A 14,816-nucleotide genomic window follows, 5' to 3' on the forward strand; every position below is an offset into this window, starting at 1 on the left:
CGATCACCTCCATCGGGATCAGCTGGTCCTTGAGGTGCCACTCGTGTGCGAAGGGTTCGATCTTGTCGACGGCGTAGCGGCGAAACTGCTCGCGGATCATCTCGAGCTCGTCATCGAGCGCGGTCTTGCCCACGGTGATCTCGGCCGAACGCTCCTGCATCAGCTCCACGAGGCGGCTGCGGGCGGACTGGGTGTTGCCCCCGGTCATCAGCGTGGTCACGGCGTCGGTGCAGAGCGACATCACCGCGTCGCGGCCAAGGCCCATGTCCTTGAGGCGCACCATCTCGCCCTGGTTCATCTGGATGCCGCCAACGATCTGGCTCAGGTACTCGCCGAACGCGATCTGGTGGATCAGCGCCTCGACCTCGCCGAAGCTGCCCTCGGAGGTCAGCTTGTCGGCCCAGTACTGCATCTGGCGCAGGCTTTCGACGTAGGTCGCGAGCCATGCCAGCCCGTGCGCGGCGAACTGGTTTTCCTCGATCAGCCGGCCCGAGACGCGGCCATCCTCCTCGACCGTGTCGCGCACCGACTGGCGCGCCATCTCGAGAACCGCTTCCGCCGGCGCGATGGCCGCCTTGGTCAGGGCCAGCAGATCGTCTATCAAAACCCTCTTTCACATTGCCATGTCCTGTCCATCATGTGCCATGAATCACTCCCTTCTCCTGGTCGGGTCGGAGATAGTCACTTTGCAGGTGCAGCGCAACATAAATGCGCCAAAGACGCTACCATGGTTTTATTATTGCGCATTAAATTCTGCCGGGACTTGCCCTAAGAGCATGATATGAGCAGCCCATGGACAGTTTGCTTACCCTGATTTCCCCTTCCGCGCTGGTTCTTTCTTTCGGAGTCGCGCTTCTCGCCGGCCTCGTGAAGGGCATGGTGGGCTTTGCGATGCCGATGATCCTGATTTCCGGGCTCGGCAGCTTCCTGTCGCCCGAGCTGGCGCTGGCCGGGCTGATCCTGCCGACGCTCGCGACCAATGCCATCCAGGCGTTGCAGCACGGGGCCGGGGCGGCGCTGGGATCGCTGCGCAGGTTCCGCATCTTCCTCGGCTGCGGCCTCACCTTCCTGCTGCTGTCGTCGCAGCTGGTGCGGGTGCTCCCGGTCGAGGTGCTGCTGGCGATGATCGGCGCACCGGTGGCGGTGTTCTGCGCGCTGCAGATCGCCGGCTGGCGCCCACACCTGAAGAACGGCCAGACGCCGCTGGTCGAGGCCACGGTGGGCAGCGTCGCCGGCTTCCTCGGCGGCATGTCCGGGGTCTGGGGCCCGCCCATGGTCGCCTACCTGACCGCCATCGACACCGAGAAGCGCGAGCAGATCCGCATCCAGGGTGTGGCCTACGGCCTTGGCGCGGTGGCACTGGTGGCCGCACACACGCTCTCGGGGGTGCTCAATGCGCAGACGGTGAAGTTCTCGGCGCTGATGCTGGCCCCCGCCCTGCTGGGCATGTGGGTCGGGATGCGGATCCACGACCGGATCGACCAGACCACCTTCCGCCGGATCACGCTCTGGGTGCTGCTGATCGCGGCGCTGAACCTGCTGCGCCGCGCCTTCTTCGCCTGAGCGTCACCGGCCCGGATCAGCCCAGCGCCGGTTCCGCCGCGTATTTCTCGAGCATTGCCGGGTCCACCTCGACCCGGGGCCCCGGCCGGGGGGGCACGTGTCCCCGCCCCTTCCGCACCGGGAAGGGCTCGGTGAGGATGTCCTCGGAGGCGTAGTAGGTGGACATGTAGTACTCGCAGTCGAGCCGCAGATCGGGCAGCGCCGCCATCAGGTGCGCCCCCGCCGCGTGGGCGAGCCCGGTCTCGAACATGCAGCCGCCGTAGACCTCGATCCCCGCCGCCCGCGCGATGGCGCCGACCTCGAGCGATCGCCGGATGCCGCCGGACTTCATCACCTTCAGCGAGAAGATGTCGGCCATGCGGATCTGCGCGCCGTAGAGCGCCTCGCGGACGCCGAACACCGACTCGTCGGCCATGATCGGCGTATCGATGACATGAGTGATGTGGGCCAGCGCCTCGCGTTCGTGCATCTTCACCGGCTGCTCGACGAAGGTCGGGCGGAAGGCCTCGAGATCGCGGATGCAGCGCACCGCGTCATAGGTCGGAAGGCCCTGGTTGTAGTCGATGCGCAGGTCGGCCTCGGCGCCGTAGATGCCGCGCAGCTTCTCGAGCCGCATCAGGTCGAAGGCATGGCCCGCGAAGCCGGTCTTCATCTTGAAGATCCGCACGCCGTCCTCCCACATGGCGGCCACGTCCTCGAGATCCTTGCCGAAATCGGGATTGGCGACCGAGAAGCTGAGCCCCATGTCCTCGCGCATCCGCCCGCCGACCAGTTCGCTCACCGAAAGCCCGCCGATCTTGCCGGCAAGGTCCAGCAGCGCCATCTCGAGCGCGGCCTTGGCCTCGGCATGGCCTGTGAGCAGCGTCTCGACCAGCGCCATGATCGGCTCGACCTGAACCGGGTCGCGCCCAATGAGGTGTTCGCGCAAGTAGACGTGCAGCGCCGCCACCGCACCCTCGGCGGTGCCGGTGAAGACCGGCCAGGGCGCGGCCTCGCCCCAGCCGGTGAGGCCGGTGTCGGTCCCCAGCTCCAGGATCACCGTGTGGATGTCGGCAACGTCGCCGATGCCGTGGGAATGCACCGCCTTGCCGGGGATGCGGATGCGGTGGACGCGCAGGGTCCGGATCTTGTGGTCGCTCATCAGCTTGGCCCCCAAATGTCAGTAGCGTGGATCGTCGAGCCCGACGGCGAAGCGGTCCGGGGCCAGCGACTGGTGGAACCAGCGCAGGAAGGTGTAGATCGAGAAGACCGGCAGCCCCAGCGCCTTGCGCAGGTCCGCCGCATAGGGCGTCATGTTGGTGCATTCGAGCACGATGGCCCCGACCTCGGGGTGTTGGCTCACCAGCGCCCGGCCGGCCTGCAGCAGGTCGCGGCGGCAGGCGTCGAAGTCGATGTCGAGCTCGTCGCCGAGGATCGCACGGGTAAACTCGGTCCCCGCCTCGGTGCTCATGATCGGTGTGTCGAGCGGCACGTTCGCCGCCGCAAGGTGGGCGTCGGTGAGGGTCGAGGCCGAGATCGTCAGGATGCCCACGCGCTTGCCCGGCGGCAGCATCGCCTGCACCATCGGCACCTGCATCAGCGACGAGGTCGCCACCGGCACCGGCACGGCGCTGGCGATCTGGTCCTGCACGATGGAGAGGAAACCGCAGTTGGTGGTGATGCCGTCGCAGCCATGCGCCACCAGATCCTGCGCCGCGGCGATGAAGAGATCGACGAGCACCCGCGCGTCCTGCCGCACCACCTTCTCCGGGGTCGCGCTGCGCACGATGCGGAACTGCACCGGGAAGGGCCAGGTGGCGGCGTTGCCGATGTCTCCGGGAATGCGCGGGAACCGCGTCTCGAGCATCAGGATGCCCAGGTTGGCCCCAAAGACGGTCTTGCCGCCGCGTTCGGTCGTCATCGTCGCTCTCCTGTCCGCACCCGGCGCAGAACGCGCCCGGGCGCGGGCAGTGTCAAGGGGCGCCGCTTCGGATGCCCATGCGCGAGGCCCGCTTTGCCCGCCGGGTGACCAACCGGCGCGGGCACCCTGCCCCGGAGAAGCGCTTGCCCCAGGCGGTCGCTCAGAACGCCTGCGCCGCGGCCACCGCGCGCTTCCACGCCGCGTATTTCTCTTCGCGCAGGTCCGCGTCCATGGCGGCCTCGAACTTGCGCTCCAGCGCCCAGGTCTCGGCGAAGCCCTCCATGTCCGGGTAGATCCCCGCCCGCTGCCCGGCGAGCCAGGCTGCGCCCATCGCCGTGGTCTCGAGCACCTGCGGCCGGTCGACCGAGGCGCCGGTGATGTCGGCGAGGAACTGCATCGCCCAGTCGCTGGCGCTCATGCCGCCGTCGACGCGCAGCGCCGTGTCGTCGGCGCCGCTCCAGTCGGCGTGCATCGCCTCGAGCAGGTCGCGGGTCTGGTAGCCGACGCTCTCGAGCGCGGCGCGGGCCAGCTCGGCCGGGCCGCTGTTGCGGGTGAGCCCGAAGACCGCGCCCCGGCATTCGGCGTTCCAGTAGGGCGCACCGAGGCCGGTGAAGGCCGGCACCAGCACGATTCCCTGCGCGGCATCGGCGGCCTCGGCCAGCGGCTGGCTCTCGCGCGCTTCGCGGATCACCTTGAGCCCGTCGCGCAGCCACTGGATCACCGCGCCCGCGATGAAGATGGAGCCCTCGAGCGCATAGGTCCGCTTGCCGTCGAGCTGGTAGGCGATGGTCGAGAGCAACCGGTTCTGCGAGGTCACCAGCTCCTCGCCGGTGTTCAGAAGCGCAAAGCAGCCGGTGCCGTAGGTGGACTTGAGCATCCCCGGCCGGAAGCAGGCCTGCCCGATGGTCGCCGCCTGCTGGTCGCCTGCGACGCCGAGGATCGGGATCTCGGTGCCAAAGAGATCGGCGCGCGCCATGCCGAAATCGGCGGCGCAATCGCGCACCTCGGGCAGCATCGACATGGGGATGCCGAGCAGCTCGCACATGGTCGAGGACCAGCGCCCGTGGCGGATGTCGTAGAGCATGGTGCGGGCGGCGTTGGTGGCGTCGGTGACGTGCTCGCGCCCGCCGGTCATCTTCCAGATGAGCCAGGTGTCCACGGTGCCGAAGACCAGCTCTCCGGCCTCGGCCCGGGCCCGCGCGCCCTCGACATTGTCGAGGATCCACGCCACCTTGGTGCCCGAGAAATACGGGTCGAGCAACAGTCCGGTCTTGCGGGTCACCGTCTCTTCGTGGCCCTCGGCCTTCAGCGCCTTGCAGAACTCCGAGGTGCGCCGGTCCTGCCAGACGATGGCGTTATAGACCGGCTGGCCGGTGTTGCGGTCCCAGACCAGCGTCGTCTCGCGCTGGTTGGTGATGCCGATGCCGGCGATGTCCGCGGCGCCCAGCCCCGCCTTCTCCATCACCCCGCGGCAGGTCGCGGCGGTGGTGGTCCACAGGTCCGAGCAGTCGTGCTCGACCCAGCCCGAATGCGGATAATGCTGGGCGAACTCCTCCTGCGCGATGGCGGCAATCTTCAGGTCCTTGTCGAACAGGATGGCCCGGCTCGACGTGGTGCCCTGGTCGATCGCTAGAATGTAACCCATCTCTCCCCCCGATAGTCTGCGTCACACGCGGCGCTCAGGCCGCAACAGTTTGCGGGCGATGTCAATTCGCCCCGATCATTTTGCCTGTCGCTCAGCCCACGGCCCGGGTCTCGTGCCGACGCCGCGCCGCCATGTAATCCTCGAGCGCAGCGACCTGCGGCTCCGACAGGTGCAGGCCCAGCTTTGTGCGCCGCCAGAGCACGTCCTCGGCGGTGCGGGCGAATTCCTTGTTCATCAGCCAGTCGACCTCGGCACCGCAGAGCGTCGCGCCGAAATCCGGTCCGAGGTCGTCGGCGATGCGCGGGGAGCCCAGTGCCTGCACCGCCTCGGTGCCGTAGGTGCGCACCAGCCGCCGGGCCCAGCGGTCCGACAGGAACGGGCAGGCCTTCTGCAGATCGAAGATCTGGCGGTCGACGCCATCCGCCGGGAAATCCCCGCCGGGCAGCGGCGCGCCGGCGGTCCACGGGTCGGTGACACCGCTGATGTGCTCGCCGATGCGGGCCATCGCGCCCTCGGCCAGGCGCCGGTAGGTGGTGATCTTACCGCCGAACACGTTCAGCACCGGCGCCCCGCCGGCGCCCTCGACCTTGAGCGTGTAGTCCCGTGTCGCCGCCGTGGCGCTGGTCGCGCCGTCATCGTAGAGCGGCCGCACGCCGGAATAGGTCCAGACCACGTCGTCCTTCGTGATCTCGCGCTTGAAGTAGCGGTTGGCGAAGGCGATCAGGTAATCGCGTTCCTCGGGGGTACAGACCGGCGGGCTGTCGGGGTCGTGGTGTTCCGCGTCGGTGGTGCCGATCAGGGTGAAATCCTGCTCGTAGGGAATGGCGAAGATGATCCGCCCGTCGGTGCCCTGGAAGAAATAGCACTTGTCGTGATCGTAGAGCTTGCGCGTCACGATGTGCGAGCCACGCACCAACCGCACACCTTCGTTCACGTTGAGATGAACGGTGTCCTTGATGATCTCGCCGACCCACGGACCGCCCGCGTTCACCAGCATCCGCGCGCGGTGCACGGCGGTCTCGCCGGTCTCGGTGTCACGGGTCTCGACCCGCCAGACGCCGTCCTCGCGCGCCGCCGAGAGCACCTTGGTGCGGGTGAGGATGGTCGCGCCGCGCGCCTCGGCGTCGCGGGCGTTCAGCACCACGAGGCGCGAATCCTGCACCCAGCAGTCGGAATATTCGTAGGCGGTCTCGAAGCGGTCGTCGATCGGCGCGCCCTCGGGGGTGCCGGGCAGGCTCAGCGAGGTGGTGCCGGGCAGGATCTTCCGGCCACCGAGATGGTCGTACATGAAGAGCCCGAGCCGGATCAGCCAGGCCGGGCGGCGGCCCTTCATCCACGGCATCACGGTCGTGAGTAGCTTCGAGGTGGGCGTCTCGCTCTCGAACCGCATGGACGGGTGGTAGGGCAACACGAAGCGCATCGGCCAGCTGATGTGGGGCATCGCGCGCAGCAGGGTCTCGCGCTCGATCAGCGCTTCGCGGACGAGGCGGAATTCGAAATACTCGAGGTAGCGCAGGCCGCCGTGGAAGAGCTTGGTCGAGGCAGAGGACGTGGCGGAGGCAAGGTCGTTCATCTCTGCCAGTGTGACCGAGAGGCCGCGACCCGCGGCGTCGCGTGCGATGCCGCAGCCGTTGATGCCACCACCGATGATAAAGAGGTCCGTCGCGTCGCTCTCTTCCATGAGTTGCCCTGCCTTCTGCTTGTTCCGGCGCCACAGTGATACGACCATGATTGCGCGTTTCGCAACCGTTGGTTTTCGTTTTCGTTCGCTTTCCCGTCACCGGCAATCGTGCCGGGCGACAGTTTCCAAGAGTTTCCTAACTCAATCCAATGGCCCCACCGAATGTTCCGCCCCTCGCCCGAGGTTTGCGAAAAACCGCGAACCGGTCCGGGCCTCGGATCACCGGGTCAGGCGGCCCGGCCCGGGGCGCGCGACGGCCGGGACCGGCTGCCGCCTTGACACTTCGGGGCCTCCCCCCCATGAAACCGGAGCAACCGGAACAAGAGGCAGTGTTCATGGCGAAAGAGAAGGAAAAGGGCGGGATCCTGGAGACCGTCAAGACGATCGTCTACGCCCTGCTGATCGCAGGCGTTTTCCGCACCCTGTTCTTCCAGCCGTTCTGGATTCCCTCGGGTTCGATGAAGGACACGCTGCTGATCGGCGACTTCCTGTTCGTGAACAAGATGAGCTACGGCTATTCCTACGCCTCCTGCCCCTCGATCCGCCTGCCGCAGATCGGCATCGACATCGACGCCAAGGACATCTGCGGATGGCTCGGCGGCGACAACGAGCGCCTCTTCGGCTCGGAGCCCGAGCGCGGCGACATCGTGGTGTTCCGCCACCCGGTCCACGGCACCGACTTCATCAAGCGCCTGATCGGACTGCCCGGCGACCGCATCCAGGTCAAGAACGGCCTGCTCTACATCAACGACGAGCCCGTCCAGGTCGAGCGCAACGGCACCTTCACCGAGGTCGCCGAGCCGCAGGGCCCGCAGCAGCTGCGCCCGCGCTGCGAGAACGGCCCGGTGGGCACCGGCGGCACCTGCGAGAAATCGCGCTGGACCGAAACCCTTCCGAACGGCAAGACTCATGACATCCTGAACATCGCGATGCAGGGATCGGACAATACCGGAGTCTACACCGTGCCCGCTGGTCACTATTTCATGATGGGCGACAACCGCGACAACTCGTCCGACAGCCGCGTGCCGAACGCCGCGGGTGGCGTCGGCTTCGTTCCCTTCGAAAACCTGATCGGCAAGGCCAATCGCGTGGTGTTCTCGTCCGCGGGCAACTCCATGCTCTACTTCTGGACCTGGCGCGCCAACCGCTTCTTCCACAAGCTGCAATGAAACGCTCTGCCGAGATAGCCGCGCTCGAGCAGCGTCTCGGCCACCGCTTCGCCGACCCGGAGCGGCTGCGCCGCGCGCTCACCCATTCGTCGATGTCCGCGCCGGGCCGCGAGGACAACCAGCGGCTCGAGTTCCTCGGCGACCGCGTGCTGGGCCTTGTCATGGCCGAGGCGCTGCTGTCCGAAGATCGCGGCGCCAGCGAAGGCCAGCTGGCGCCCCGCTTCAACGCGCTGGTGCGCAAGGAAGCCTGCGCCGAGGTCGCCCGCGAAATCGACCTCGGGGCCGCGCTGAAGCTCGGGCGCTCCGAGATGATGTCCGGCGGGCGGCGCAAGATGGCGCTGCTGGGCGACGCAATGGAGGCGGTGATCGCGGCGGTCTATCTCGACGCCGGGTTCGGCACCGCCAAGGCGCTGGTGCTGCGGCTCTGGGGCGACCGCATCGCGCGGGTCGAGGAAGACGCGCGCGACGCCAAGACCTCTCTGCAGGAATGGGCTCAGGCACGCGGCATGGTGCCGCCGAGCTACACCGAGGTCGCCCGCGAGGGGCCGGACCACGCACCAGTCTTCACCATCGAGGCAAGGCTCGAGAACGGCGCCGCGGCGCGTGCCACCGCCGGCTCCAAGCGCAAGGCCGAACAGCAGGCCGCCACGGGGCTTCTCGACAAGGTGACCAATGGCTGACGGCGTCGGGGCGGGCCCCGGCAGCGGGCCCGGCGCGCGCGGCAACGCCCTTGGCGCGCTCTTCATGGTCATCGCCATGACGCTCTTCGCGGTCGAGGATTCGCTCTTCAAATCCGTCACCCCCGCCCTGCCCCCCGGGGTCGCCACGCTGATCTTCGGCCTGACAGGCACCACGCTCTACGTGCTGATGACGCTGCGCGCCGGCGAGCCGGTGCTGCATCCGGCGATCCTGCGGCCCTCGCTGATGATCCGCACCTTCTTCGAGATCGTCGGGCGGCTGTTCTTCGCCCTGTCGCTGGCCTACACGCCGCTGTCGGTCACCTCGTCGATCCTTCAGGCGGCACCGCTCGTGGTGACCGCGGGCGCGGCGCTCCTGCTGAAAGAGACGGTGGGCCTCCGGCGCTGGACCGCCATGGCCATCGGCTTCGTCGGCGTGCTGATGATCCTGCGCCCCACCCCGGACGCCTTCCGCCCCGACGCGCTGCTGGCGGTGGCGGGGATGATCGGATTCGCCATGCGCGACCTCTTCACCCGCGCGAGCCCGCCCGCAGTCTCGGCCAACCAGCTGGGCGTTCTGGGCTTTGCGGTCATCGTCACCGCGGGCCTGCTGATGCTGCCCTTCGACCCGACCCCGCCGCGCCGGCCGGACGCGGGCGAGCGCGGGCGGCGGCTGCGGACCGGCGTGGGGGGCGTGACCGCCTATACCGCGCTCACCCGCGCGATGCGCAGCGGCGAGGTCTCGGTGGTCGCGCCGTTCCGCTACTCACGTCTGCTGGTCGCGTTGCTCTTCGCCTTCCTCTTCTTCGGCGAGCGCCCCGACCTCTGGACCCTCGCCGGTGGCGCGCTGATCGTCACGAGCGGGCTCTATACCCTGATCCGCAGCGCCCGCAAAGGCTGAACCGCCGCGCGCGATCGTCCCGAAACCTTGCCACTCCAAAAGTTTCGCCCGAAATCGGCGCAAGATCCCAACGCAGTGAAGAGATTGCACCACCTCCGGAGGCTCCAATCCCTTCTCGCCCCGAGCTCCTGCTCGGCGCCCCCCCGCCAGCGCCCTCGACACCGCAAGCGACGTCGATCTCAGGGAGTCCACGGCCTTCCTCTTCAACACCAACGGCGACCTCAGCGCCGAGATGACTTCGGTGATCCCGACCTCCGGGCGCGACGTCTGCCGCAGCGGCTGCACCGAGTACCGCGCGGGCAGCGGGCGGGTGTCCTGGATTCTGAACGCCCGCACCCGGGTCGCCCGCCAGAACCGAAGGCGACGCGGGCACTGGTCCGCACCGGCGCAATGAGGTAAAGGCATCCGATCACAGGACCGGATCGCCCAATGACCACACGCGCAGGCTTCATAGCCCTCATCGGAGAGCCCAACGCGGGCAAATCCACGCTCACCAACCGCATGGTCGGGGCGAAGGTCTCGATCGTGACGCACAAGGTGCAGACGACCCGCGCCCGCATCCGCGGCGTGGCAATGGAGGGTGACAGCCAGCTGATCTTCGTCGACACGCCCGGCCTTTTCAAGCCGCGCCGCCGGCTCGACCGGGCGATGGTCGCCGCCGCCTGGGGCGGGGCTGCGGACGCGGACATCATCGTGCTGCTGATCGAGGCCCACCGCGGCGTCACCGAGGGCGTCGAACGCATCATCGAGGGGCTGGCCGAGCTGCCGCGAGGCCGCAAGGTGGCGCTGGCGATCAACAAGATCGACCGCGTCGAGGCACCGGTGCTGCTGGCGCTGTCCAAGGACCTGAACGACCGCTACGCCTTTGCCAACACCTTCATGATTTCGGCCGAGCGCGGCTACGGCGTCGCCGACCTGCGCAAGTGGCTGGCCGAAGAGGTGCCCGAGAGCCCGTGGCTCTACCCCGAGGACCAGATCGCCGACCTGCCGATGCGCATGATCGCGGCCGAGATGACCCGCGAGAAGCTCACCCTGCGGCTGCACCAGGAGCTGCCCTACCAGCTTACCGTCGAGACCGAGCACTGGCAGGAGCGCGAGGACGGCAGCGCCCGCATCGACCAGATCATCTATGTCTCGCGCGACGGCCACAAGGGCATCGTGCTGGGCCACAAGGGCGAGACGATCAAGGCCATCGGACAGGCCGCCCGCGCCGAGATCGAGGAATTCCTCGGGCGCAAGATCCACCTCTTCCTGCAGGTGAAGGTGCGCGAGAACTGGCAGGACGAGGCCGAGCGTTATTCCGAGATGGGGCTCGACTTCAAGGACGGCAACTAGGCCGATGGCCCGCCTCACGACCCGGTTCTGGGTCGACGCCTACCTGGCGCGGCTGTCATTCCAGAACATCCCCGCCTATGTCACCGCCCATGGCGACGACAGCGCCGGGGCGGTGCTGGTCAAGCTCGCGACGCTCGATGGCCGGGCACGGGCCTTTGCCCGCAGCTTCGACCTGATGAGCGGCGAGCGGCGCTGGGAAGAGCTGACCTCGGGCGACGAGCGCGAGGTCGATGCCTCGGTCGCAAAACAGCGCAGCTTCGACCCGGATCTCTGGGTGATCGAGGTCGAGGACCGGCAGGGCCGCCACCTGCTCGATGAGGACGGTCTGGCCTGAACCGCCCTTCCTGACGCAAGCCCGCGTGGCGCCCCTTTTGCCGCCCCTGGTGCATGAGCGGCAGGAGGTGGTCTTCCTCCGACCAGCGCAGAAGCCGCACGGTGAGGGGTGCTTCCTGCCTCCGCCAGAGCCGAGCGATGCGACCTGTTCTTCCTGACGCCACGGCGCTGCGATACCGGCTTGCAAACTCAGCGCAAGAGCCGCGCAATGCCGACCTGCAGCCCGCCCGCAGCGGTGAAGCCGGCGCAGAGCATCCCCGACCAGCGCAGCACCCCGCCCCAGCCGATCCGTGTCGGATCCACGAAGAAATACGGGTAGATGCCCTCGAGCTGGCCGCGCAGCAGCGCGTAGGCCACGTAGGCCAACGGCCAGAGCAGCCAGCTCAGCGCCGTGCTAAAGCGCAGCCCGTGCTTGGGCGCGGCGACCAGCCAGAACAGCACCACGAGGATCGGCGTCACCGTGTGCAGGCCGACATCGGCGATCCCGGAGAGGCCGAGCCCCTCCCACGGGCTGGCGAGCAGCAGGTGGTAGACCACGCCGGTGATCGCGATCCAGAGCGTCACGCCGCCCAGCCACGCGGGCCGCGCCATGCGCCCCGAAGACGCCATGCGCAGGAAGGTCACCGCCACCAGAAGGTTGGTCAGGATGGTGTAGAAGCGCGCCAGCCGCCACGCGGTCTCGAACGCGCTGTGGTCCGGATTCTCCTGCGCGGTGGCAGCGAACTGCACGCCCAGCGCGACAAAGGTCAGCAGGGCGATGATGGCGGCGAAGACACGGGCGGGCTGGCTCATGCAACGACGGTCTCGCAACTTGCGGCGGCGGGCAAGCCGTCGGATAGTCCGACGCATGGACTGGCGCGACACCGGCATACTCCTCTCGGCCCGCAGGCATGGCGAGACCTCCGCCATCCTCGAGATCTTCACGGCCGGCCACGGGCGCCACATGGGCGTGCTGCGCGGCGGGGCGTCGCGCAAGATCGCGCCCTCGCTGCAACCGGGCGCGCAGCTCGACGTGGCGTGGCGGGCCCGGCTCGAGGACCACATGGGGGCCTGGACGGTCGAGCCGCAGCGCTCGCGCGCGGCGACGGCGATGGCGGACCGGCTGTCGCTGGCGGGGCTCAACGCGGTGGTGGCGCTGCTGGCCTTCTGCCTGCCCGAGCGCGAGTCGCACCCGGCGCTCTATGCGCGCTCCGAGAACCTGCTCGACCTCCTGGGCCAGCGCGAGCTCTGGCCGCTGGCCTACCTGCGCTGGGAAATGGCGCTGCTCGACGAGATGGGTTTCGGGCTCGATCTATCGGCCTGCGCCGTCACCGGCATCAACGAGCCGCTGGATTTCGTCTCGCCGCGCACCGGCCGCGCGGTCTCGGCGGTGGGCGCGGGCGACTGGGCGGAGCGGCTGCTGCCCCTGCCCCCCGTGCTTCTGGGGCGCGGCCCCGCCCCCGATCACGAGATCCTCGCCGGACTGAAGACCACCGGTCACTTCCTCGAGAACCGGCTCGCCAACCAGCTCCGCGACAGGCCGCTTCCCGCCGCCCGGGCGCAGTTCGTCGAGCGCCTGGCCCGCTCCGTCAACTAAGTAGACGCAGCGTCCCTTCCCTCGCCCGGGAAAGAACGCTACGTATCCCTCATGCGCTGGACTCTGCCAAATACCCTCACCGCGCTCCGCCTTCTGGCCGCACCCGGCCTGGCGGTGATGTTCCTCTATTTCTCGCGCCCGCTGGCCGACTGGTTCGCGCTGCTGCTCTTCGTGAGCGCCGCCGTCACCGACTGGTTCGACGGCTACATCGCCCGGGCGTGGTCGTTGGAATCGAAGATGGGCGCGATGCTCGACCCCATCGCCGACAAGGCGATGGTTGTGATCGCCCTGATGGTGATCGTGGGCTATTCGTCAATGTCACCGTGGCTGGTGCTGCCGGCGACCTTCATCCTCTTCCGCGAGGTCTTCGTTTCGGGGCTGCGCGAGTATCTCGGCGACACCGCCGGTACGCTCAAGGTCACCAAGCTCGCCAAGTGGAAGACGACGTTCCAGATGGTCGCCATCGCGGTGCTCTTCGCGCAGGGCGTGTTCGAGCATTACCTCGCCGTCAGCGTCGAGGGGCTGGACCCGGGACAGGTCGGTGCCATCCTCGACCGCGAGGTCCCGGACCCGCACGGGCTGATCTGGAAAGAACAGGGGATGTTCTACGCCGGTCACATCGGCCTGACCCTGCTCTGGGTCGCCGCCGCGCTGACGCTGGTCACCGGCTGGGACTACTTCACCAAGGCACTGCCGCACCTGAGGGATCCGAAATGATCGATGTGCTCTACTTCGCATGGGTGCGCGAGCGCATCGGCCTGCCGAAGGAGCGGGTCGAGTCGCAGGCGACCACCGTCCGCGAGCTGGTCGAGGAACTGCGTGCGCGCGAGGAACGCTACGAGGCGGCCTTTGCCGACCTCTCGGCGCTGCGGGTGGCGGTCGACCAGGAGCTGGCGGATTTCGACGCCCCGCTGGCGGGGGTGCGCGAGCTTGCCTTCTTCCCGCCGATGACGGGGGGCTGAGCCCATGGCGCTGCGGGTAGTCGTCCAGCAGGAGCCCTTCGATTTCGGGGCCGAGGCCGAAGGCTTCGCCGCCGGGCGCCACGATCTGGGCGCCGTCGTGACCTTCACCGGCGTGGTGCGCGATGTCGCCGGCACGCTCGAGGGCATGGAGATCGAGCACTACCCCGGCATGACCGAGAAGGCGCTTACCAAGATCGCCGAGGAGGCGCAGGCGCGCTGGTCGCTGGGCGAGGTGCTGGTGATCCACCGCCACGGGCCGATGGCGCCGGGCGAGCGCATCATGATGGTGGCCACCGCCTCGCCGCACCGGCAGGACGCCTTCGAGGCAGCGGAATTCCTCATGGACTACCTCAAGTCCCGTGCGCCGTTCTGGAAGAAGGAACGCAGCGCCGCCGACACCGCGTGGGTCGCTGCCAGGGACGAGGACGAGGCGGCGCTCGACCGCTGGTAGGCCGGCCTTGCCTCGCCAGGGGCTGCGGTCATATGATCTTACCAATTCCAGGCCAGATGGACTGCCCCATGCCCTTCCGCCCCGTGCATCCGGAGAAACTCGCCTCGGCCGTCGTGCGCCAGATCGAGGAGCTTATCCTGCGGGGCATCCTGCGCCCCGGCGAACGGCTGCCCGCCGAGCGCGAGCTGTCCGAGCGGCTCGGGGTATCGCGCCCGAGCCTGCGCGAGGCGGTGGCCGACCTGCAGGCGCGCGGGCTGCTGACCGCCCGGGCCGGCGCCGGCATCTTCGTCACCGAGGCGCTGGGGTCGGCCTTTTCCGACACGCTGGTGCAGCTCTTCTCGCGCCATGACGAGGCGGTCTTCGACTATCTCGACTTCCGCCGCGACATGGAGGGGCTCGCCGCCGAGCGCGCCGCCACCCGCGGCACCGAGAGCGATCTCAAGGTGATCGACGCGCTCTTCGCCCAGATGGAGGCGGCGCATGGCCGCCGCAACCCGGCGGACGAGGCGCGGCTGGACGCGGATTTCCACCTCGCGATCATCGAGGCCAGCCACAACGTCATGATGCTTCACATGATGCGCTCGATGTATCAGCTGCTGCGCGAGGGGGTGTTCTACAACCGC

The 14,816-nt window shown here is 68.4% G+C and carries 16 protein-coding genes and 1 pseudogene; 11 read left to right on the plus strand and 6 right to left on the minus strand.

Annotated elements, in window-relative coordinates:
• Positions 1-604 (minus strand): annotated as a pseudogene (locus HC022_RS08725) (acyl-CoA dehydrogenase family protein); the annotation flags it as partial.
• A 188-nt stretch (positions 605-792) separates the two neighbouring features.
• Between HC022_RS08725 and HC022_RS08730 the strand changes: the two are divergent.
• Positions 793-1,563, plus strand: coding sequence for a sulfite exporter TauE/SafE family protein (locus HC022_RS08730; protein ID WP_008883111.1), 771 nt, complete (start codon positions 793-795; stop codon positions 1,561-1,563).
• Between the two features lie 16 nt (positions 1,564-1,579).
• Here HC022_RS08730 and HC022_RS08735 read toward each other — a convergent pair whose 3' ends face one another.
• The 4 genes from HC022_RS08735 to glpD all read right to left on the minus strand — a co-directional run bounded on the left by HC022_RS08735 (position 1,580) and on the right by glpD (position 6,789).
• The gene (locus HC022_RS08735; RefSeq protein WP_167452156.1) at positions 1,580-2,704 is read right to left on the minus strand and encodes an enolase C-terminal domain-like protein; all 1,125 of its coding nucleotides are present in this window, start codon (positions 2,702-2,704) and stop codon (positions 1,580-1,582) included.
• 18 nt (positions 2,705-2,722) lie between these two features.
• On the minus strand, positions 2,723-3,463 hold the full coding sequence (locus tag HC022_RS08740) for an aspartate/glutamate racemase family protein (protein WP_008883125.1): 741 nt from the start codon (positions 3,461-3,463) through the stop codon (positions 2,723-2,725).
• Between the two features lie 160 nt (positions 3,464-3,623).
• Positions 3,624-5,108, minus strand: a complete 1,485-nt coding sequence (gene glpK / locus HC022_RS08745) for a glycerol kinase GlpK (RefSeq protein ID WP_167452157.1) — start codon at positions 5,106-5,108, stop codon at positions 3,624-3,626.
• A gap of 91 nt (positions 5,109-5,199) precedes the next feature.
• The gene (gene glpD / locus HC022_RS08750) at positions 5,200-6,789 is read right to left on the minus strand and encodes a glycerol-3-phosphate dehydrogenase (protein ID WP_167452166.1); all 1,590 of its coding nucleotides are present in this window, start codon (positions 6,787-6,789) and stop codon (positions 5,200-5,202) included.
• Positions 6,790-7,124: 335 nt separating this feature from the next.
• Here glpD and lepB point away from each other — a divergent pair, with 335 nt between their 5' ends.
• The 5 genes from lepB to HC022_RS08775 all read left to right on the plus strand — a co-directional run bounded on the left by lepB (position 7,125) and on the right by HC022_RS08775 (position 11,205).
• On the plus strand, positions 7,125-7,958 hold the full coding sequence (gene lepB / locus HC022_RS08755; protein ID WP_040383644.1) for a signal peptidase I: 834 nt from the start codon (positions 7,125-7,127) through the stop codon (positions 7,956-7,958).
• Positions 7,955-8,638 carry a ribonuclease III gene (gene rnc, locus HC022_RS08760; protein WP_167452158.1) on the plus strand — a complete coding sequence of 228 codons (684 nt, stop codon included), beginning with the start codon at positions 7,955-7,957 and terminating at the stop codon, positions 8,636-8,638. The genes lepB and rnc overlap by 4 nt, the downstream gene beginning before the upstream one ends.
• On the plus strand, positions 8,631-9,536 hold the full coding sequence (locus tag HC022_RS08765; protein WP_167452159.1) for a DMT family transporter: 906 nt from the start codon (positions 8,631-8,633) through the stop codon (positions 9,534-9,536). Before rnc ends, HC022_RS08765 begins: the two co-directional genes overlap by 8 nt.
• Before the next feature lie 429 nt (positions 9,537-9,965).
• Entirely contained in the window at positions 9,966-10,871 is a 906-nt protein-coding gene (era, locus tag HC022_RS08770) for a GTPase Era (protein ID WP_167452160.1), read from the plus strand.
• Positions 10,872-10,875: 4 nt separating this feature from the next.
• On the plus strand, positions 10,876-11,205 hold the full coding sequence (locus HC022_RS08775; RefSeq protein WP_167452161.1) for a DUF1491 family protein: 330 nt from the start codon (positions 10,876-10,878) through the stop codon (positions 11,203-11,205).
• Between the two features lie 188 nt (positions 11,206-11,393).
• On the opposite strand, the gene HC022_RS08780 is transcribed toward HC022_RS08775, so the two are convergent.
• Entirely contained in the window at positions 11,394-11,996 is a 603-nt protein-coding gene (locus tag HC022_RS08780; RefSeq protein ID WP_167452162.1) for a Pr6Pr family membrane protein, read from the minus strand.
• A 55-nt stretch (positions 11,997-12,051) separates the two neighbouring features.
• Here HC022_RS08780 and recO point away from each other — a divergent pair, with 55 nt between their 5' ends.
• The 5 genes from recO to HC022_RS08805 form a co-directional block, all read left to right on the plus strand.
• On the plus strand, positions 12,052-12,780 hold the full coding sequence (recO, locus tag HC022_RS08785; protein WP_167452163.1) for a DNA repair protein RecO: 729 nt from the start codon (positions 12,052-12,054) through the stop codon (positions 12,778-12,780).
• A gap of 51 nt (positions 12,781-12,831) precedes the next feature.
• Complete coding sequence (pgsA, locus tag HC022_RS08790) at positions 12,832-13,497, plus strand: CDP-diacylglycerol--glycerol-3-phosphate 3-phosphatidyltransferase (RefSeq protein ID WP_040383647.1); 666 nt, start codon at positions 12,832-12,834, stop codon at positions 13,495-13,497.
• Positions 13,494-13,742: a molybdopterin converting factor subunit 1 gene (moaD, locus tag HC022_RS08795; protein WP_083791741.1), complete on the plus strand. Its 249-nt coding sequence runs from the start codon at positions 13,494-13,496 to the stop codon at positions 13,740-13,742. Before pgsA ends, moaD begins: the two co-directional genes overlap by 4 nt.
• Positions 13,743-13,746: 4 nt before the next feature.
• Positions 13,747-14,193, plus strand: a complete 447-nt coding sequence (locus tag HC022_RS08800; RefSeq protein WP_167452164.1) for a molybdenum cofactor biosynthesis protein MoaE — start codon at positions 13,747-13,749, stop codon at positions 14,191-14,193.
• Positions 14,194-14,261: 68 nt separating this feature from the next.
• Positions 14,262-14,816: GntR family transcriptional regulator (locus HC022_RS08805; RefSeq protein ID WP_167452165.1), on the plus strand; the 555-nt coding region annotated here is incomplete at its 3' end.

It is taken from the genome of Salipiger sp. HF18 (assembly GCF_011806505.1).
In the GTDB taxonomy this organism is placed as follows: domain Bacteria; phylum Pseudomonadota; class Alphaproteobacteria; order Rhodobacterales; family Rhodobacteraceae; genus Salipiger; species Salipiger thiooxidans.

Bases quoted from the DNA above. Each gene is read 5' to 3' on its own strand.
- glpK (WP_167452157.1), bottom strand. From the start codon at position 5,108: ATGGGTTACATTCTAGCGATCGACCAGGGCACCACGTCGAGCCGGGCC.
- HC022_RS08740 (WP_008883125.1), bottom strand. From the start codon at position 3,463: ATGACGACCGAACGCGGCGGCAAGACCGTCTTTGGGGCCAACCTGGGC.
- HC022_RS08730 (WP_008883111.1), top strand. From the start codon at position 793: ATGGACAGTTTGCTTACCCTGATTTCCCCTTCCGCGCTGGTTCTTTCT.
- HC022_RS08735 (WP_167452156.1), bottom strand. From the start codon at position 2,704: ATGAGCGACCACAAGATCCGGACCCTGCGCGTCCACCGCATCCGCATC.
- pgsA (WP_040383647.1), top strand. From the start codon at position 12,832: ATGCGCTGGACTCTGCCAAATACCCTCACCGCGCTCCGCCTTCTGGCC.
- recO (WP_167452163.1), top strand. From the start codon at position 12,052: ATGGACTGGCGCGACACCGGCATACTCCTCTCGGCCCGCAGGCATGGC.
- HC022_RS08780 (WP_167452162.1), bottom strand. From the start codon at position 11,996: ATGAGCCAGCCCGCCCGTGTCTTCGCCGCCATCATCGCCCTGCTGACC.
- glpD (WP_167452166.1), bottom strand. From the start codon at position 6,789: ATGGAAGAGAGCGACGCGACGGACCTCTTTATCATCGGTGGTGGCATC.
- HC022_RS08775 (WP_167452161.1), top strand. From the start codon at position 10,876: ATGGCCCGCCTCACGACCCGGTTCTGGGTCGACGCCTACCTGGCGCGG.
- HC022_RS08800 (WP_167452164.1), top strand. From the start codon at position 13,747: ATGGCGCTGCGGGTAGTCGTCCAGCAGGAGCCCTTCGATTTCGGGGCC.
- era (WP_167452160.1), top strand. From the start codon at position 9,966: ATGACCACACGCGCAGGCTTCATAGCCCTCATCGGAGAGCCCAACGCG.
- moaD (WP_083791741.1), top strand. From the start codon at position 13,494: ATGATCGATGTGCTCTACTTCGCATGGGTGCGCGAGCGCATCGGCCTG.
- HC022_RS08765 (WP_167452159.1), top strand. From the start codon at position 8,631: ATGGCTGACGGCGTCGGGGCGGGCCCCGGCAGCGGGCCCGGCGCGCGC.
- rnc (WP_167452158.1), top strand. From the start codon at position 7,955: ATGAAACGCTCTGCCGAGATAGCCGCGCTCGAGCAGCGTCTCGGCCAC.
- lepB (WP_040383644.1), top strand. From the start codon at position 7,125: ATGGCGAAAGAGAAGGAAAAGGGCGGGATCCTGGAGACCGTCAAGACG.